Below are 21,090 nucleotides of genomic sequence, written 5' to 3'. Positions count from 1 at the left end.
CCAAGCTTACTAACTAAAATCATAAACTTGGCCTACTAAATTATTGTAATCGGGCTTTAGCCTCATTAACCATATCATTCAGCATAGTTTCAGACGCGGGTATGGGCTGCCATTCTAGCTTAGTCTTTCCAGTGGGCTTTTTCCCACGCATGATCGGCACTTCTACTTCTTGCCAAAACATATCTTCTACATCATGTGCTATAGCAAGGCTTCTATCTTGATGGCATTTTCGTAGCACACGTTCTGGCCACATACTGGCTGCTAAATGCGCCCAGTCATATTCACCTTCTTCTAGCTTTTCCCAGGTTTCTTTTAACTTTTTCTGCCAAGCAGTATGCTGAAATAGCTTCCCTAATGGCGCTGCTGTAATCTGAACCCCATCATTTAAATTGGGTTTCCATACTTTTGCTAAGCGCAGTAGCTCATCACGAAAGTCCTTTAACTCATTCTGTAAATCAGTAAGTTTAGTCAGTTCTTTTTCTTCTATGCTGCTACGATTAGAGTTATTGCTTAAAGCATTTAAATCTTCAGTCACCAAAGCTAGCTTTGGCTCTACAAAGTCATTGACACAGCTGTATAGCGTTTGCGAGCTTAAACGATGATAATAGACCCAGAGGGTATACGAGCCTGATGAAGTCTGTAGTGGCCAATAAATTGGAGCTTGGCGACGACTACGTGAATATTGTTTTAAATGGTAATCAAAAAAACCACTACTTAACCACGAATTAATATCCCAATCTATTTTTATCTGATGTCTTTCAGCGATATCGCTTATAAGTATTGCTATATCTTTTTTATTACCTAAATCTGATACTAAAATGTCTGGATACCTATTACTATTCGGTCTATTAATGTCTTTCATGGCAGGACTCATGTTTCCCAGCTCGTCAAAGGGTGTTACTTCAACCTCAGAACTAAGATTATAAGAGGAAAGTATTGCATCTCTAAATCTCCCGAACACTACTCCAACGGCCCATGAAACGAAAGCGTTCATACTATTTAAATTGCCATTACCCCTCTCAATAACTTCTTGCATATCTGTAGAGTTAATACATTCCATCAAGTCCAACTCTAGCTCCGGTATTTCTTCGTCTGTGACATTATAATTTTTATATACTATTTTTTCAGCTGCTCTACCAATAAGTGATTCACGACTTATTACAACCTCCTTAACCTCATCTCTTTTAACATGACCAATATAATTGATACTTGTTTCATCATTTTGATATAAAGCCTTATTATGCTCATACGTATTATTAATTTCTTTTAGAACTACGCTTTTATCATGCTCATTAATTTTATGATAAGGTATACTTTCTACCATAGAATTCTGAAACTTAGGCCCTCCAAAGTTTTCACCTTTAAACCTAGCAACAGCGCTTGCAATATTACTTGAAATAGTTATCAAAGCCTCATCTTCTAATCCAACATGAGGGTATATCTGCGATCTACCGGCAGTGGGTATAACACCTCGAGGTACCACATAAGGAATTAACCTAGTACTTCTGAGCATATAACTGAACCCTGGCAAAAAGTAACTTGTCTCACTTCGTACATACCTTGAAGGAGAATCCCCTCTACCTTCATGATATGCTTTAATCTGTTCTCCATTAAAACCCCATTGTACTAATAAATGTAACGGAGCATAAAAGACAGCTGCCTTATCTAACTTAGAATAAAAACACCAACAGTTCTTCCGTCTATTCACTTCTGACAGGTACTGCTGTCTTATATAATCACTGTCTAGTAATTTATTTTCTAGAGATATCATTTCTTGACTACTAACTTCCCACCATAATCTTAAAAACCTAAAGTCATCTCCAGTTTGAAGTCCTACACGAATATCTGCTAAGTCTGGCTTTAAGTTTTTGTATTTAGAAACCTTATAAGCAAGTGTATTAGATATCCAATATACAAAAGGACTACCTGAGAAAAGATTGAATTGATTCTGATTCACTAAGAATACAGATTTTAAATTATCGACTTTTTTTATACTCTTTATGCTATTAAAAAGCACCTCTTGCTTATTGCTTTCTACTAAAGATCTAATAAATGGTTTGGGCAGATTATCAGGTAACTTCTTAGTGTAAACAGTACAAGCAACTTCTACCATAGCATCTAGGACCTTAGACCCTAAATCCACATGACAATCAATCTCACTCTCTAATAGAATAAGTTTTCTAAAATCCTCCATCGAGGATAAGTAGTAACAAGTCCTACTAACTATGGTTCCAACCTTAGAGCCTTTCCACTCCATTTCCAGTCCTCGTTCAATAAAACAAGCTAAAATATTGTTTTTTGAATTTGGGTAAGTATCATCAATATATTTCTTACTATTTTTGCTGGCATCTCCAAAAGGAGGATTCATCAAAACTACATCAAAGCGTTTACGACTTAAATCAATGAAAGCGAAGCCTTTAGCCGCATCTTCTGCAAACAGTCTTTTTTCACCAGCTGCTGATGTTGCCTGCTCCGAATAATCCTTAAGTGACTGCAAAATTAATTGCTCAGCATCTTCCCAAAACGTCTCATCATCAATGCCACTCAGATCAAAACCCAGCTCTTGCTGAGGAGTAGCTGCTCGCAGCTCTTCTTCAAAAAGATCTCTTATGCCGCCATTAACATCTTTAGTTTTGTCCCATTGCTGGCGGGCTTTGCTAATTGCAGACTCTATTTCCTGCTCTATTTTTAACAACGTTCCTGCCTCGCCTGCCAGCGCCATCTTTTCAAAGATAACTTCTACTAGCTGACCTAATGCAGGGGGATTTAAAGTGCTGGTAAACTCTTTGAGTAAGTCCTGCTCCCCTGGCATTGGCTCTGCACAGACAATATTTGATTTTACAATCGTGGGACGCTGATTAGGCTTCACACCTTGCTCATGCCAAGCACGCTGCGCGCGTTGCCATAAGCTTAGTCCCGCAATCTGAACGGCTCGTGGATCGATATCTACACCATGAATATTATGTTCAATAATTAGCTTGGGTATTTGCTGCTTAAAGCTATCTAAGTCTCCATAGGTACTTTGTAAGGACTGCAACTCCATTTCTTTTTCAAATACGTCTACTCCTTGTTCTGTTTCAATTTGCCACGCTTCAAGATAAATGCGCTCAAACAAATCAAAAGCATAGAGACCAAAATGCATAGACCCACATGCCGGATCTAGCATTCTGATAGTACGAGGATCTTTTAGCGGTCGGTGCTGAATATAAACAGGCTGACTCAAGATCTCTTCTTGCGTCAACGCATCTGCTTCATTATTAAGATTTGACTCATATTGAATAGGACTGATTTCGTCTTTAACCAAGAATACTTCATTAGGGCGTTTGACTAGATATTGACAGCTATCAACCAACGTAGTATTACCTTTAGTCATCTCATACCAAATACGCCCTAACGTATTGTCAGTTAAGAACTCTACTACGTAGCGTGGTGTGAAGAACTGATTACGCACAGCCATCTCTCTACTCGTACGAGGTGCACGAGAAGCAGAACGCATCTTATCTATTTCATCACGACCATTCCAAAACTGATAAATCCAACCAATAGTTTCATCTTCTGCCCATAATGGCTCAATCTCGTAGTCATTGATTTGTTCAATCAGCTGCAATAAAGCAGTCTCACGAGGAAACAGGCGACCTTGAACACTAAAGCGATCAAACAAGACTGCTAGATCCAGACCGAACTCATCAAAGAGGCTAAACAGATAGCTTTGATATGCATCACCTGTTTCTCCATGGCTACCGTCCTCCAGCATTTGGTAAAGCTGAAACCCTTGCGAGCTATATCCAGAGCCAATCGACTCCAGTAGAAAGCCACGCGCTTCTGCCATACGCAGGGCAGCTAAGCGATTTAGAACCGTAAAGGCTTGCTCTCGTACAATACGCTCTAACACCAGCTTGACTTGTTCTTTTTGAGTCTTACCAGCCGTTGTGGTCATATAGTGCTGCACTGTCTCACGCAGGATATGAGCCGTTTGCAGCTGATAGTTATCTAAATGGCTCAATGACTCTATATCAGCAATTGTGCCTTGATTAGGATCTAATCCGTATGTGGCTTGCAGCTGGCGCGTAAACTCTTCACTCAAGATAGCTCGTGCTTTACTAACAAAAGACTGTAAGCAGTTACGAGTAGTTTGATCAAATGCCATAAACCCTTCTCCTACTCATTAGTATCATCAAAAGACAAATTTAATTCAAACTCATGAGCCTGTTGTAGCTCACCTTGCAAGCGCTTTAACTCATTAATTAGCTGATTTAACTCTGTCATGCTAGTAATAGCTGGCTTGAGAGTTATCTTTCGAGTCAATACAGTCCTACCTTCTTGGTAGTCTATCTTTTGCTCTTCGACTACTTTTTCTTGCTGGCGCTTTCGTACCGTTTTGACTACGTTAGCTTTAATATCTTGCAGTAAGTAATTAAAGTCATGGTCTTGTCGCAGTAACGCTTTCAACCCCTCTATATCTTTGGATACAGGTCTGAATACTCCATCAAGCCCACTCACTGCATTATCTTGCTCTTGTTGATTCAATACTGACCATTCAGGCACGTTACGTAAATCTTGCTTTGCTGAATTTATGGTTTCACTTTGTTTATTTAACATCTGCTCAACAGTCTGCGCAACCTTACTTCTTACCTCTGTTAAAGCGGAAGCAAAGTCAGGGCTATGCTTATAAAAATCAGGCATCATTAGACGCTGATCCAAGCTCTCAAGCGTCTCTGCTAAATCCGACTTCAATTGTCCCGGGATTCCATTATCAGGAAGGTTATTCAGACCATCTTTATGCAGCTGCAATAACGTCAGTGTCTCATCTAGACCATTTTTAAAGCTTCTATCAAGCTCTGCAGCCCACTTTAAGCTATTATAAAGCTCAGAATCTTCGGCCCCTAGCCGAGTTGGCGCATCTGAACCGTCATTAGATAAGATGTCTCTGAGATCATTCGCTAAAGCTTCTAGCCTCTCAACACCGTTAAGACTGAGACGAGTTAACTTGCCTGCCAGAGGAGCATATTGATGTTGTAACGTCGGGAAAAGCTTAGTAGCGGCCTTACTAATTTCGTTTTCTAACGGCACTACTGAGTTTCCACTCAACTCTGTTAGCCTATCAGAAGCTTTGGCCATTACATCCCTGCTTGGGCGCTCATCACGTAGTGATATCCCTATTTTCTTAAAACTATTATTATTTTTTAATGCATCTATAGCATGCTGCCCAGCCACTAAAATTTCACGACCGGCAGATTTAACCTTTATCTCACCAGCCAATAGCATTGCTGCAACCAAATAACGTATGGTATCTTGCGACCAACCATAAGGGGCATCTGCGAATATATCTAGCAAACGACTGCCCTCGATGCTGCCCTGGCGCTTAATGATATCTCTGATACTAATGAGTGCTTTATGCTCGACATTAATCGTAGGTGTTCCTTTTTCACGCTTCACTAGACCTAAAGGATCAATATCACTTGTGATACCACTTAAACTGTTTGCGCCCAAAAACTTCTCAGCAAGATTAGTTTGGGCTCTATGTGCTGCCTCACTATGCCGATTGTATACCTGCTCTGCAACACCACCTAAGTGCTTGTTCGCTGCTTGAATTAAATCCTGACTCAACGTATCTACAGCGACTACTTCTCCTCTAAAGATAAACGAGCCTTGAAGTAAACTACCTTTAATCAATCGCTCTAATTCATTACGCTTACGATTGGCGATCTCTCCTTGACTCGCACAATACTCTTTAACCTCTTGGTCAGGCTCATTACGATATTTATTAGCAACTTCCATACATCTAAAAACATCAGCTGCTAAGTTTTGCATATCTAATTTTTTACGGCCGATGAGATAAATATTATGTTCATTTAGTTTTTGTCGGCTGTCATCGATGAGTCGCTCTTTTATATTTTCGTATTGCTGAGGATCAACCAACTCAACCACAGTTTGTATAGCGTTGCTGCCATGCCCGGATATAATAACTTCTCTACCATCTGAATTGACAGATTTTAATCCAGTGGATACTACTAACACCCCATCCTTCACCTTAGCTGACGGCAAAGGTTTATAGGCTTCTTTTAGAGCCTCATTTTGAATGCGTTGTAATTCAGAGTTCCTTAAAGCAAAGTTTGCACGGTCTTGCTCTATGTCGTTTAGTTTTTCGCTGAAAAAGCAAAACGACCCTTCTTTTTCACCAAAAGGTATGAATTGGTTACTGATTAAATCATTAACGGCTTTTTTTACTTCGTCAGCATTAAGACTGGTATCAATACTAGACTGCATTAAACCACTGATATTTTGAGTAGTAATAGGTAGATTACCCAACACTTGAAGCACACAAACTGTTTTTGCGACTTCTTGGTGAATTTTTGAATTAGGGTACTGAATAATTACTTTTTGTACTGACTGATAGAGAGAAGGCGCTCCTTTCTCAATGTCCTTTCTAAGTGCATCATAAATAGTGACAGTACTGGCTAACCAACCTATTGGTTGATTCGCAATAGCAATATGCTCATTAGTGCTGCCTACTAATATATCCTGAACCACTTTAATGGCTGAACGTAGCCCAAATCCGCCTGTTGACTTTGCAAGAGCACCTAAAAGATGTAGTAAAATATCAAAGTGCGCAGGTAAAAATGGATATAAATTAATGAATGTTTGTTTATCAAAGTCTGTACCATATACTTGAGTGTTCTCAAGCTTAGTATGATTACGTAATGCTTGACCATGTTGATCAAACAGGTCGCCTAAAGTTTGTTCACCTTGCGCAGATTTACTCAATAAGCGTCTATAACAAATTTCTTTAATATCATTGGCTTCTAAGTCAATTTGGATTGGAAACCTATCTTTAAGCTTATATAGCTCTGGTGAGTTTAAAGATGCTTTTGGATCGTCTTCTGTTAACGTTTGCTGAGCCGTACCTATTAGCCAGACCTTGCCATCGCCAATATTTTTCAGGTTTTTTGCTAAGCCATCTAAGTTTAAAATTAAGTCTTGCTTGGAGCCGACGTATTGACCAACCTCATCCACAATAAAAATAATATGTTCTTTACCTGAAGCCTCTCTAGCAATTTCAATCATCTCTTCGACACGGTCATTCTCAAAACGTATGAAGTCTGAATCTTCTGTACTTAAGCTACTCTCTGTTTTAAAAACCTCCGGATACATCTGATGCGCAATAGAAGGAATGGTACTATCAACGATTAACTCATCATTGCGATATTCACTCCACTCTAGCCCTTGGGTATACTCTTTAAATACATCCTGGAACTCTTCATGCCGCTTATCTTTTTTCAACTTTCTTTCAAAGGCAGCGACTTTTAAGTTTCGTGAATACCCCGCCCACTGTAAAACCTTATAATAAAGAACAGTAGACACCTCCTCCATGGTTGCACCTGCCAGCTGTTCACTAGCTAAGTCCAGCATCATCACAGCTGCTGGAAATCGCTTTGCAACGGTATTCAATAATGCCTTTGTCGTAGCCCTTTGCAGCCGATCCTCTAAGTACTGAATAAAAGGTGTGCCATCAATAGTGACATTATCATCAAAAGCCAACCCAAGGTATTTGGTAAAAGAACTTTTACCCGAACCATAGAATCCCGATACCCAAACACCCACTTCATTTTGACCACCTGCTTCCATAGCATCCTGCATTTTTCTCAGCAGTTTTTCGAACTGGTCTTCTATGCTGTCTGTAACCACATACTCCGAAATCTCAGCTCGCAAACGGTCCTCTTGAGACACGCCATAGGTGATAACTTTTTCAATATTACGATATATGTCTTTATTACTATCAAATAGGGTCTTAATTTCCATTTTTTTCTCTTTATATGGACAGTTTATTAATCATTTATAATCGATTTTCTAGGCTTCGTTTAGTTAGCCACCATGATGCTCTGAACGGTAGTTGCCGTCTTCTGGATAAAATCCTAAGAACTTTAGCTGTGTCTTTCCCGTACTTGTACCAGGATATAAGATGATGGTCGGCACCTTAAATTTTCCATATAGCTGACTTTCTATAGAGCCTATGCGTATATAGGGATGTAGTGCTTCTGTATCGGTTATTAGCAAAATGGCTTTTGAGTCTTCTTCTAACTCTTTTAGCTTTTTTTCTAATTGAGACTGTAAAGCCCCTTTTTTATTAACAGCCTCAGCAAGTGACTTGTTCGTCTTTTCCCAGTCTAAAGGTGACTTAGCATCTTGAGTTGTCCAAGTCTTCTTAATAAATGGAGGCATACTATCAAAAAGCTCTTGGATCGCTTGAGTCATAGAAAAAACAGAGACATCCCAGCCCTTATTTTTTAAAGTCGCTATCCACGCTGGTAGCTCACGCTTCACATCTAAAATTTGGCTAGGAGCAAAAATCAAGTAATAGATGGGTTCAAAGCTGGCGTGCCCAAACTCTCTACCTGCTTCAACTTTTTCCATTAGGCCTTTAAAGTCATTTGTTAGAGATGACATTTATTACCTCCTCCATAGTACTGAACTGCCAACTTATACGAGTTACCTCACCAGCAGACTGGACAATTAACCAATTATTTTTTGCCATTTTTTTCAACTCTTCGCGTACATCCATCGGTTCCAGACCAAATAACTTCCATGCTGAATGATTAATAACAGCGTTATCTCCTAAACCAGATAGATGCAACCAGTAGGCCAAATATAACGAGACATCACCCTGGATCCTTACTGGTAATATAGCTCGTTTTGAAGCTCTACCAGAAGATAAAAGCCCGTAGTCAGCACAGCACCCAACCACATAGGAGGATACTCGCTTTATAACTGATTCTGCCCATGGTTTTTGCGTCTTTCCTTCATTTACTGCATTCGTAACAAACTCTCTAGCTTCGCTAACAGATATCTCATCATAACCTCCTATATAGCGCTGCCAATATACTTCTATAATAAAATCCTCTAAAACTTGATTTGCAAGAGCAGTATGAATAAGAAGAACTTGGTTGATACTTTGTGAGGACATAGTATTACTGAGTAACTTTAAATGGGCAGCACTATTCGTCTTCATATAACGTGGAGAAAAACACTCTGCGATAATATTCCGTAATCGCCGTGCAGTTACAGAAGGGAAGTAACCCGAACTTAAGGCAATTTCATAAAGCTCAGCGACTGTCATTCCTGGCTGATATAAGTTAAGCAATATCTTTGTTTCTTCAATCAGTCCTAATCCAGCTCCAAGCTGAGTTGTATAGTACTTTTTATCACTCTCAGAGCTCATTACGACTCCCTTAAATAAGGAAAACATTTATAATTGTTTTCGAACGCATCTATATAATGAACAATCATCTTTAATAAAGAGTTTTCTAATTCTTCATCGTTATAGACACCTATGTTAGTCGGCCCTTCATTTCGATCTTTACTTTTATTCAGAAGTTCTTTATTTACTAACTCACTTAGTGCATCAATAGCGCTCTCAGAGCTTTGTATAATGTCTTTTAAATAACTTTCTAAATTTTGATCTTGAATACATTTAAAGACATTGCGCTCTATAGCATCAGGCAGTCTATATAGATGGTAGGTCTTTCCCACTCCAATGTGCTCATCATGTGCTTTTCTAGATGCTTTACAAACCCCATTGTATTGGGCCAAAAATACTGTTCTTGGGTATATCGGAGATAGATAAGCCATACTAGCTGGTGTATAGAAACTACTATTCCACCAATTGAACTGATTGCTTTCGCCTAAGTATCCTATCAATACTCTAGTCTTTGCTATTAACTCGTTTAGATTCATGGACTATTACTTCCTAATTTCCACTTATTAATTCCTAAAATGTTCACATTTAGGTTTTATTTATAGCCCTAACTTATTAGGTCTAGACGTAATGTGTTTTAAGATATTGAACTCAAAGATTCACTTTAACTGAGTCTCTGAGTCTCTGAGTAAGCTTATCAAGTGATAACATTTAAACAGAGCTAACATTAAGCATATTCATAAACTGATTTTTTAAAGCTGTGCGTCTAGCAACTACAAAATCAAGGAAATCATCAAAGCTCAGAGAGTCACTAGTACCAATATAATTCTGCCTTAAAAAGCTCTCTTTATCAGAAAGAGACGTATAAGTGAGCGACAACCAATCAACTAAAGACTTGTCACTTTTTTGGATGTTTTGTGTCGATTGCAGTAATTGTAGATTCGGTAAGCCATTGCATGCAGTAATATAAGCTTCAACATCCTCTTCACTCAACCCCATTTTTCGCAAGTATCTTTTATTAAAAAAAGATGCTGGATGAATATGGTCTTGATGATATTTAAAGTTGTAGTTTAAGCCTGGGTATAAAAGAGTAAGAGCGCAATAGGTTTTAGCTTTACCGTACTGTAGGTCTAGCAAGCTTTCGATATCATCCTCACTAAAACTAATAGACTTACGGCTTCCTCTATAATGTGCAATCGTTTCTTGTAACGGAAACCTACCTAAGTTTTCATTGATCAAATCACGCATTTTTGGGTAAATACTGTCAGGTTGACCACCAAATACACCCTTTAATAGCACCCTTGCTAACCATTCTTTAATTGCCTTTCTATCGTCTTCACGCTGGCTAGAATGGACGATACTGTCTGAAAATTTATTTTTATAAATAAAGTAGGCAATCGGAATAATGGTGTTGGTTGCCGTTAAATTATCTCGACTATAACCAAGCTTAGATACTAGCTGAATTGCAGAGCGTATTGCCTGAGAGGTTTCATCCCAATTACGCTCAATTACAGTCATGTTTTCTTTAGTAAAATTATCAACCTTAAATTTAACATCGAAATCTGCTAATACTAAGCATGACTTTAAGACAATATCTTTGTTGAAAATGAAACCATCTCCAATCATGTTTATCTCATCAACAAACTCATGAATAACTTCACGTGCATCCTTTTCTTTCCACTGTGCTGTTGCGATGGATAACAAAAGGTCGGAGTAACTTAACTTGGTTCCACCACTATTGATTCTAATAAATATTTGTAAAACTTTATCGAGCTCTTCGCTTTCTTCTAGATAGTAGCTAATCGTACCTTTTTGGTGGATTACATTGAAAAAACCATTAAGTGTATTGATGGCAAACTCGGACTCTTCCTCACTATAGATAGAGGTATCCATCAATTTATTTTTCATTAAAAACATGGATGATTTACCCATGTCAGTAATTTCTAATATTTTCCCGCATTCGAACCAAAAATAACCATCTCTAGGTTGAGCTTCATTTTCTGTTAAGAATTTAAAGTCGTATTCGACCTCGAGTTCTTCTGACGGTTTCAATAAATTCAAATAGAGTTTTTTAGCAGGAAAAGCATGTGCACTATCCCAACGATAATAAGGTATTTTCTTTGCATACGTTCCAGTAAGCGCAACATACATCGAGGTCATTCTTTGCTGACCATCTAGTAACGCAATGATATCCTCATCACAACTCAACTCTGCTTTACGATTATGACGGCAATCTTTTTCATGGTAGTTTTTTAGAAACTCATAAAACTGAAAATCTTCTATTTTGTTTTTATTCACTTTCCAGAATAGAAAGGTGCTGATTGGATAATCTCGCATTAGTGAATCGAATAAAGTTTCGATTTGGTCAGTATCCCAAACAAATTCACGCTGAATAGAGGGAAGCACATAGTTGCGCTTTTTAATATTATCAATAGCTGACTTGATGGTGATAGGGGTTTGGTACGCCATTATAAGAATCTCTTTAATATAATTTAAGTTTTTATCATTATCTTCTAAACTTTCCTGCTAACCATTTTGCGATCACCTATTTAGTTAATCCCACCCTCAACAATACAGGCCATTAACTTATTTAAGTCAGGTAAGGGTGCCTTATAAACCAAGGTAGTCATGATACCGTTTTCCAAACTCGAAAGGTAACAAATGTAATGATTTGTCAAAATAATCCAGCTTACCTTTATAAACCATAACTGCATAACTGCATAACTGCATAACTGCATAACTGCATAACTGCATAACTGCATAACTGCATAACTGCATAACTGCAATAATATTTACGATGAGCAAACGCATGAGCTAAGGCCAAATAATAGCGATATCAAAAGAAACTGAGGCAGGCATACTTGTCAGTATGACGAATATCTCATATTCTGCATAACTGCCGTTTAGATTAAATGCTTGCTGATACGGGCATCAAACACAATCATAAAGCGATTAAGAACAGCCGTCCATCTACGGATGGGCATCACCCATTTTTTGGACGCCTGCTGGATTGCTAGATAGACTACCTTAAATGCTGCCTGATCAAACGGGAATACCTTACGCTTATTCACTACCGTACGAATAACACTGTTTAAAGAGTCAATAACATTGGTGGTATAAATGATCTTTCTAATTTCTTTGGGATAACCAAAGAACACCTTTCACCTTTAAGCCTTCTCATTTATTGCGCCAAGACTTGACTATATATGGATATTTATCGCCTTCATTCTATGATAACTACATACCAAGCAGCTCTTTTTTACCGTCAAAAGCGACACCTGGAACCATATAAATAGCCTTTTGTATATGGGCGAGTATTAGCAAGTGTCTGAGAGACACTTGCTCGAAGCACAAGACGTAAGGCTAAGCCTGTAGTGGGTTATTATTTTATCATCAGTACCTGAAATGTGGGTTCGATGCTTACTGCCAAGTGCAGGATCAAAGCTGCATTTACGGTCTCTTAGGGTAGATATTTCAAGCACGCCGCTATAACTGATGATTGTCTTTTTAGTGTGCCCATTGCGCTTATTATGCTTGTATGCTTTCTCATGCTTGGGGTAGCCAAGATGGTATTCCATCTCAGTTTCAAGAGCAGTATCGATAAGTGATTGCATGAGCTAATTTTGAAAGTCTTTGATGCACTCAAAGCTGTTCACGCTACTAGCTATTTCTCAACGAGTTTTTTAGTGTCAGTTTGATTAATGATTGCGTATTCTTTGGGTATTGGATTCTAAGCAGTTACACCGTTTTTAGAAAACCCATACAACAAAACGCTCTCGAAATCTCTATTTTTTTCCTATTTATATCTAAAATAATTTAATTCCAAGCATGAGTATAAGGAAAAAAGCTAATTTTTGCCTATATTGAGGTTTTATGATGATTTTTTTTATTTGCTACTTATAGGCATGCAGTCCTGATCATTGTATCGTCAAACCATATTAATAAATTTGGAGATGAAACTATGATTTTGAAGAAAAAAAGATGGTCTGAATACACGAGTGATGAACTAGAGTTTATGAGAGAAACTGTAGCAAATGCCTCTCCCGCCACTCCATTTTCACCTGAATATGCGGCGGCTTATCTGCGTAAGTCGGTCAACACCTTACAGCATATGCGCTGTCACAAAACTGACGCCATTACATACAGCAAAATCGGCGGGCACGTGATATATCGACGCAGACATTTAGATGAATATCTGGATAGATGTGAGAAAAAGTGTACGTCTAGTAGGCCTCTTGCATAAGCTCATCACTAGATCTAGTCATTAATTAATGACGGTAAACAATTCTTTCATTTACATACTACAAGAATTGATCGACTGAAAAAGCAGTAGCAATAAACCGGGGTAAATCCTGAGGACTTACCCATTAAACCCTCAATAAGGAATTTTTCATGGATATTAAAAATATCAAGAAAAAAAACAACCTGCCCACTTTGCAGAGTGGACAGGCTGAACAAGTCTTACTGATTGACGACCTTAGTAAATCATCGACTACTATTGTATCAGAAGATACTTCGAGTACGCTACCTATGAAATATGATAGAGGCCATATCGTGCAAAATAGCGAGGGTCTGTACTATATTACTGAGAATAAGAACACTTCGTCATCTTTAAAAGAAAAGATTTGTTCACCTATTAGAGTCGTAGGTCGTAGTCGAGATACTCATCATACAAACTGGTGTATAGTTCTCGAATGGTTTGACAAATCAAAAACTTTGCATGCCTGGTCAGCACCGCTAGAATTAATCCAGGGTGACAGTCGCAAGTATCAAAGAGAGCTAACTCGCAGAGGGTTGGTCATTTCTACAGAGAAACATTTAAAAAATGCTCTAGATTTCTATCTAAATAACCATCCAACTGAAAACTTATTTATTTCTACCAATAGAGTTGGGTGGTATGGTAATGTCTTTGTTATGCCTAACAGGATTTATGGAGAAACAAATGAGGCTATTACTTATCAGCCAGAAAAACCTTTAGATCATGGGTATAGCGAAAAAGGCACTCTCGACGAGTGGCGAGAAAACGTATGTTCTCCATTAGGTGCTCAAAGTCGGCTAAACTTTGCTATTAGTTGCGCATTTTCTGGTTCGTTATTGAAACTTTTATCCATTGAGGGAGGCGGATTTCATTTAGTAGGGAAATCTAGTATTGGAAAGTCGGTCTGCTTAGATGTAGCAGCTAGCATTTGGGGTGATAAAAATTATGTTAAAAATTGGAATACCACTAAAAATGCTGCTGAGGTTTTGGCAACCACATATAACGATGGTTGTTTAATCGTGGATGAAATCAGCCAGGCTAAAAACGAAGACTTAGATGATATGATTTATATGTTTTCAAATGGTAGGGGTAAAAACAGAAGTACAGCTGATGGCAGTAATAGAATGGTTAATACTTGGCAGACCATGGTGTTATCGAGTGGTGAGGAAACACTAAAAGCTATAATGAGTCAATCTAAGAAGAAATGTAACGCTGGTATGGAAGTCCGTTTATGCCACATTGATGCGGATGCAGGAAAAGAATTGGGTATTTTCGATAGTCTGGTTTTAGCCAGTACAGCTGAAAAGCAGGCAGATATGTTGACAACATTAACAAGTCAATATCATGGCACTGCTGGAACGAGCTGGCTGAATTATATTACTCGATATAAAAATCTAGTAATTATGGAAGCATGCTTGTTGATTGAAGAATTTATGAGTGATTATGATCATAGTGAATCCCAGTCATATAGAGTTGGCAAGAAAATTGCAGTTGCGGCTGCTGCTGGAGAGCTAGCTACCAGAGCCAGAATTACAGGCTGGCAAGATGGAGAAGCTATAGCTGCAGGGAAAATATGCTTCGAGAATTGGCTCGAGAATTATGGGCATGATGGTAAACAAGAAGATCGCCAAATAATTGGTCATATAGCTGGTTATCTAGAAAAGTTTGCAGGCAGTCGTTTCCAGACTGTGGGCAGCCGCACTCAAAAAATAAGTAAAAAATCTGGCTATTATAAGCAGGATGATGATCTCTATCTCTTTGGCATCAATACATTCGAAGAGATATGCCTGCCCTATAGTAAAAATCAGGTCTTAGATATTCTTAGAAGACACGATCTACTTCGTTTTGATAAAGATGGTCGCAGTTCTCTGAAACTAAACAATAAAAGTATTGATTATGGTCGCGCTTATGCTGTAAAAGGTGAAATCATGCGCTATGATTTTTAATATTTTTTTAGTTAATATACTGGATGCAGTGCTATTGAGCATTACACAGTATATAGTCAGTTCTTTTTAAATAAGATACAATCGTTTTAAAACAAGCGAAATGGCAGAATAACAAATGACCTATTCAGCAGATTTTCGAGCACAAGTGATTAAAAGTGTCAAAAACAAAGACATGAGTATCCGTCAGGCTTGTACTTTTTATAATATTAGCAAAACCGCATTACAGCGCTGGCTCAAAGATTCAAGTATCAAACAAACCCGGAATAAACCACCGACTAAAATACCGAATGAAGCACTCTTAAAAGACGTTGAACAACATCCAGATGACTATTTATATGAGCGAGCTAGGCGATTCAACTGTAGTAAGACCGGCATGCACAATGCTTTAAAACGCCTAGGTATCAGTCAAAAAAAAGACCTTAGAGCATCCAAAAGCCTGCCTGATAAAAAGAGCGTCGTATCAGAGTAAGCTTGATAGCTTTACACAGCAAGGCTATCCCATTGTGTATATGGATGAAAGCGGCTTTGAGGCTGAAACTATAAGACCTTACGGATACTCACCGATAGGCAAACCCTGTATCGACAGCTTCAACTGGCAAGCAAAAAAGCGCACTAATGTCATCGGTGCTTTGTATAAAAAGATGCTGTTTGCGCTTGATTACTTTGAACAAAATATCAACAGCCATATATTTTATGACTGGTGCAAGTTCACGCTAATTCCAAGTCTCAAGACTAAATGCGTGATCGTTATGGATAATGCCCGCTTTCATAAGAGCAAGCGTATTCAAAAACTACTGAACAGGCACGGTCATCGTATTCTATGGCTGCCACCCTACAGTCCTGATCTAAACCCCATTGAAAAGAAATGGGCTCAAGCTAAGTTTCTACGCCAAGGGTGGATGGAGAATAATCTGCCTAAGCTATTTCAGGATATGGGCTGTATTTATTTTATTGTGAACTGACTATAAATACACTTAATTCACTCATTTAAACGCACCTCCTAATTGTCTAAGATATATCTTAGACAATTAGTTTTTCTATCTGCAATAATTATTCTAACTTTATCTTAATCCTTCCTATTCTGTAAACTACCAGAACTACGCTATCTTATTTTCAGTGCTGTCCTATAATATTACTTATATACTCAGCACTAATTCGGCGTCTATACCTAAAAACACTGGGAACTTGGGGAACTCTAGAAAAAATTTACATCTAAAAACTATTCAGATACCGTGACAGACCTTTATTTATAGGGGTTTATGGGAAATGTTATCTCATTCCTCTGACGTGTATAGTTCCCGCTGATAGTTAATATTTCAATATTTTACATTGAGAGTTCCCATTATTTATAGAGATTGAACCGTCACGACAATATTGAAAGTTTTTTTATTGGAGTCAGACGACTTTTCCTGCAGAGATTAAATTCTCATAATGCTACTTTTTAAACTCAAATGGCGATACATAGCCAATCGCTCTATGCTTACGCTTTTTATTGAACCACTCCCCCATTCAAGCGTGGCTAATTCAATATCGTTAACACCAGTGCGGTATTCAATATTTCAAATCAATAAGCAGACTAACAGGCTAGCTCGTTACTCAACCTTTAAAGTTATAAATCTGATAGGAATAATTAGTCGAAAACTGAAGAAGCATAATTATAAGCACTATGATTAAGGACTTAGAACATGTGATGGCATCCATAGAATATAATTTGTAATTAGTGCATTTGATAAAGCATTAGCAGAGTTTGATGATATGAAAAAGAGCATGTGCTGAAACTGCAAGCTACTAGAACCATATCATGCTATCTTGCACTCGAGTAAAGAAGTACTTTGCTAATTCCCGCTCATGACCTACCATTTAGCGCTTCTTTAAAACCTTTTATAGGCTATCTAAATTTAATTGACCAGTACATATAGATGAAGTCGTGAAATTAAGGTTAATGTCGGATACATCAATCAGCTAGAATAGAGTCAATACCAATTTAAACTATAACTTATTAGATGATAGACCCTTCAATATTATGGTGTTAGAAATATTAATAATATCTATATATCTAATAAATCAACTTTGCCTTGATAGGTCAAAAAAGCTCTATATGCTACTATTTACATAGCATATAGAGCTTAGTCATTAAGTTTAATTTTCTTAGGTGATGTGGTTAATACTGGGGTTTGAGGCTGAAACTATTCGTCCTTACGGCTATGCACCGATTGGTAAACCTTGTATTGATCGCTACAACTGGCAAGCAAAAAAACGTACTAATGTCATTGGCGCTCTCTATGAAAAAATTCTGTTTGCGCTTGATTATTTTCAGCAGAATATCAACGGCAATATATTTTATGAATGGTGCAAGTTCACTCTTATTCCAAGTCTTAAAATAAAATGCGTGATCGTGATGGATAATGCCCGTTTTCATAAGAATAAACGTATTCAAAAATTACTGAATAGGCATGGCCATCGTATTCTATGGCTACCACTGTACAGCCCTGATCTTAACCCTATCGAGAAAAAATGGGCTCAGGCTAAATTCCTACGCCAAGGTTGGATGGAGAATGATCTACCTGAACTATTTCATAATATGGGCTGTATCGATTTTATAAAGACTTAACTATATACCGTAAAGTTACGTTTAATTTTATTAAAAAATTTAGTTCGCTAAGATTTCTTTTTAATCTTAAGTATTACGTTATGATGTCCTCATAACTATATAGATATTTATCATTGCAGGTTATATATGCGACAAATAGTGTCGTGCTACTACTTATTAATTCAAAAGTATTTGCATCAGTAAGGTAAAATACACAGGTAAATTATGATAAACCATATAACATATCATGCTCTATTGAAGAATCAAGGAACTACAGACAATGTAACCATCGAATTAAACCCAGATGAGTTACCTGTCGCCGACTCAACTAATGAGTTATTAAAACAGTTAATGGAGCGGTACTCTAGTAAAGCTGGTAAAGGTTACGGAGTTTTTGAAGAGGATACTGATAGCTACCCAGCATCTGCCATTCTTACAGATTATATCGATGAAGTAGACGATTTTTATCAAATCACTGAACGCTTTATGAATGTTTTGAAAACTGAAAGTGAGTCTCAGGTTTTTGCTAAAGGTGGAAAGGTTATATTTATACATTATAACGATAATGAAAAAGAGTATTTTCTTGTCGCTATTTTAAGCGAAAAAATTGGATTGTTAGCTAAAGACTGGGATCTGACCCAAGATGAATTTCTTAACTTTGAGAACTTGAGGTTTGCTGGACGAATTAACATAACTGATTGGCAAGATCCAGAGTCCTTGGAAGATTGCCGTTATATTAGCTTTTTGAAGGGACAAGGTGAAATCGCAGGCTACTTTAAAAGGTTTCTTGGTTGTAATGATGTGTTGTTAGCTAAGAAAGAGACTAAAGCCTTAATTGAATACATAGGCAAGTTTGCTGAAGAAGAAGGGCTTAATTTAGAAGAACAGACTCAACTACGAAATAGAGCAGATACTTACTTGAGGCAGCTTTCAGAGAATGAGGATTTTTTTATACTTCAAACTTTTGCGAATGTGATTTGGGCAGACGAACCGCAAGATTTGATAGATAGTTTTGAAAGAAGTGGTAGAGAAAATAACTTTGAGATATCAGATGGTTTTATACCAAATAAGCGATCATTGAGATCTTTGAAAGTTTATAGTCACAAGACTAAGCACTGGAGTTTATCTTTTGACGTAGAAGCATACAATGATGGCGACATAGAAGTCGATATTGAGAACGGAAGCATTACTATTACTAATGCTCCACCAGAACTACTTCAACCATTTGGTGGTGAGAACTAAGACAGTAGGAAAGGTAAAAAATGCAAGAATTGTTTTCAAAGCTAATTGATGTTTACCGTAAAGCGGAAGGCTCTTGCCACGCTCCAACGGTAAACTATCGTATCGATAGTGATGATGATATTGCATTGATTACAGAAATCACATCTGATCAAAATTATGACAATACTCATGTCGATGTTGATGTTAAATCTCTTGTAGTTGGAACAACTGTCCAGTTAGATATAAAGCAACCAGACCCTAATTTAGGTAGAACCTTTAAAGAATTTAAAGACTTTATCAAAGGTGATTTTCCTCGAGTTCTCTCATCTAATAATATTAGTAAAACTCCATATTATATTGAAGATATTAACTACTTTTCTCAGGATCATACTACCCCTGATATTATCAAGGCTTATAACTCTATACAGAAACTACTATCCTGTTTAGCAAATATGTCAGCATATCTTGATAGTGCTAATAGAAAAATTATTTTTGTCGGAAAACAAACGTTTGAGCTTCATTATGATGTAAGTAATGATCTAGTTGATTTTGAGAAAATTTTGGAAGATTTTTCTCAAAATACAGGAAAGAAGCTGAAAGTCATAGAAGATTTTTGCAACTGGTTAGATGTTAGTGATGTCAATAGACATTCAAATGAGAGAAAGTCCATTTTGTCATCAGTATTGTTTGATATACAGGCAGGCTCTGAACCACTTGGAATATGTGAAGTAATCGAAAATGTTGAGCGCCTTTATACCTCTGCTAAAGGTCAGTTCGATAATTACCTCGAAGATTTTAAGTATGAAAAGTTTGTTCAAAAGCTTGAGGAAAATAGTGAGAAATTCATTGGCCGAGTCAATGACAGTATCTCTAAGGTACTCTCACAAATACTTGCATTACCTATTGCGGCAGCAGCTCCAGTGATACTAAAAGGTCAAGGCAAAAGCAGTGAAATAGTTATCTATTTAGCTTTACTAGTATATGCGACCATTTGCTATTTTGCATTATCTACTCAAAAAGCTGTGCTTGATCATCTCGAGTCTGAAGTGAATAATTTTGGTAAAGAAGGTATGCTACCTAAAAGCTTAGGCGAAAAGTGGAATATAGAAAAGAAGAAGATTTTACTATTGATTGATAAGCAAACTCACCTTTATTGGATTATGAGGGGCATTATTTGTATAGTTATAGCGTATAGTGCTTTCAAAATTTTTGATACTTCTTTTTGAGCTATTTAACTTAGCTTTCCAATCTAATTTGCTTTCTAAGTCTATTACCTAAACATAAAGACCCGCTATCACGCACATGATAGCGGGTTTCTTATTATTTAAAATGTACTCTCAGTATTTATTGATGAGACAGTAATGAACTTACTGGTCTATATATATATTTTTCAAACATTACTACATTTATAAAGAAAAAAACCTTAGTTACATCCAAAAAACAGCTAATGCTATTGAGGTTTCTGACTGACATTGTATATTTTTTAAGATATTTTGAGCAGTGGCGCTACCTTAAACAGCAGATTTCTTATACCATTCTATAGCTTCAGAGAAATCTCGATCTACAACTACCCCATTCTCATACATCGCTACTAAATTGTTGAACCGCCCCGACTATATCGGAGAGTGATTTACTTGAGTCAGGCAGCCATGCCTGACAGGATTAAATTATCATAATACCGCTTTTCAAACTCAAAGGGTGACACATAACCAATCGTGCTATGCAGTCGTATTTTATTAAACCAATCCACCCATTCAAGGGTTGCCAGTTCAACATCATTGATACCAGTCCAGTTCTCCTTTAAATAGTCAATTACCTCAGATTTATAGAGTCCATTGACCGTTTCAGCCAGTGCATTATCGTATGAATCACCAGTCGTGCC

General features: G+C 37.4%; 13 protein-coding genes and 2 pseudogenes. 6 read left to right on the top strand and 9 right to left on the bottom strand.

The genetic code is table 11. The features are described 5' to 3' along the window. Positions 1-40: 40 nt before the first annotated feature. The 8 genes and pseudogenes from pglX to I3254_RS03775 all read right to left on the bottom strand — a co-directional run bounded on the left by pglX (position 41) and on the right by I3254_RS03775 (position 12,771). Positions 41-4,147: a BREX-1 system adenine-specific DNA-methyltransferase PglX gene (gene pglX, locus I3254_RS03810; protein ID WP_238051287.1), complete on the bottom strand. Its 4,107-nt coding sequence runs from the start codon at positions 4,145-4,147 to the stop codon at positions 41-43. An 11-nt stretch (positions 4,148-4,158) separates the two neighbouring features. Then, positions 4,159-7,800, bottom strand: a complete 3,642-nt coding sequence (gene brxC / locus I3254_RS03805) for a BREX system P-loop protein BrxC (protein WP_238051284.1) — start codon at positions 7,798-7,800, stop codon at positions 4,159-4,161. A 63-nt stretch (positions 7,801-7,863) separates the two neighbouring features. Continuing rightward, entirely contained in the window at positions 7,864-8,445 is a 582-nt protein-coding gene (locus tag I3254_RS03800; protein WP_238051282.1) for a BREX protein BrxB domain-containing protein, read from the bottom strand. Beyond that, positions 8,426-9,217 carry a BrxA family protein gene (locus I3254_RS03795; RefSeq protein WP_238051280.1) on the bottom strand — a complete coding sequence of 264 codons (792 nt, stop codon included), beginning with the start codon at positions 9,215-9,217 and terminating at the stop codon, positions 8,426-8,428. Before I3254_RS03795 ends, I3254_RS03800 begins: the two co-directional genes overlap by 20 nt. Next, positions 9,217-9,732 (bottom strand): BrxE family protein, encoded by a 516-nt coding sequence (locus I3254_RS03790; RefSeq protein WP_238051278.1) that lies wholly within the window; start codon positions 9,730-9,732, stop codon positions 9,217-9,219. Before I3254_RS03790 ends, I3254_RS03795 begins: the two co-directional genes overlap by 1 nt. 172 nt (positions 9,733-9,904) lie before the next feature. Continuing rightward, positions 9,905-11,662, bottom strand: a complete 1,758-nt coding sequence (locus I3254_RS03785) for a DUF262 domain-containing protein (protein WP_238051275.1) — start codon at positions 11,660-11,662, stop codon at positions 9,905-9,907. 434 nt (positions 11,663-12,096) lie between these two features. After that, positions 12,097-12,348, bottom strand: a pseudogene (locus tag I3254_RS03780) (transposase); the annotation flags it as partial. 162 nt (positions 12,349-12,510) lie between these two features. Next, positions 12,511-12,771, bottom strand: coding sequence for a transposase (locus I3254_RS03775; RefSeq protein WP_238051303.1), 261 nt, complete (start codon positions 12,769-12,771; stop codon positions 12,511-12,513). Between the two features lie 814 nt (positions 12,772-13,585). On the opposite strand from I3254_RS03775, the gene I3254_RS03770 reads away from it, so the two are divergent. From I3254_RS03770 to I3254_RS03745, 6 genes and pseudogenes are all read left to right on the top strand, one after another. Further along, positions 13,586-15,397 (top strand): DUF927 domain-containing protein, encoded by a 1,812-nt coding sequence (locus I3254_RS03770; protein WP_238051273.1) that lies wholly within the window; start codon positions 13,586-13,588, stop codon positions 15,395-15,397. Between the two features lie 115 nt (positions 15,398-15,512). Continuing rightward, entirely contained in the window at positions 15,513-15,866 is a 354-nt protein-coding gene (locus I3254_RS03765; RefSeq protein WP_045456530.1) for an IS630 transposase-related protein, read from the top strand. Continuing rightward, a pseudogene (locus I3254_RS03760) lies at positions 15,838-16,278 on the top strand (IS630 family transposase); the annotation flags it as partial. The gene I3254_RS03765 and the pseudogene I3254_RS03760, both read left to right, overlap by 29 nt. A gap of 1,274 nt (positions 16,279-17,552) precedes the next feature. Continuing rightward, a complete protein-coding gene (locus I3254_RS03755) occupies positions 17,553-18,008 on the top strand; it encodes a transposase (RefSeq protein ID WP_238051271.1) in 456 nt (151 codons plus the stop codon). 204 nt (positions 18,009-18,212) lie between these two features. Beyond that, positions 18,213-19,229 (top strand): nucleoid-associated protein, encoded by a 1,017-nt coding sequence (locus tag I3254_RS03750; protein ID WP_238051269.1) that lies wholly within the window; start codon positions 18,213-18,215, stop codon positions 19,227-19,229. Between the two features lie 20 nt (positions 19,230-19,249). Further along, the gene (locus I3254_RS03745) at positions 19,250-20,434 is read left to right on the top strand and encodes a hypothetical protein (protein ID WP_238051267.1); all 1,185 of its coding nucleotides are present in this window, start codon (positions 19,250-19,252) and stop codon (positions 20,432-20,434) included. 413 nt (positions 20,435-20,847) lie between these two features. On the opposite strand, the gene I3254_RS03740 is transcribed toward I3254_RS03745, so the two are convergent. Further along, a partial coding sequence (locus tag I3254_RS03740) for an integrase core domain-containing protein (protein ID WP_238051265.1) occupies positions 20,848-21,090 on the bottom strand: 243 nt, incomplete at its 5' end.

Origin of the sequence: Psychrobacter sp. Ps2, from assembly GCF_022129405.1 — a bacterium.
In the GTDB taxonomy this organism is placed as follows: domain Bacteria; phylum Pseudomonadota; class Gammaproteobacteria; order Pseudomonadales; family Moraxellaceae; genus Psychrobacter.
Note: the sequence above shows the minus strand (reverse complement) of the source record. Positions and strands in the feature narration are given on the sequence as shown.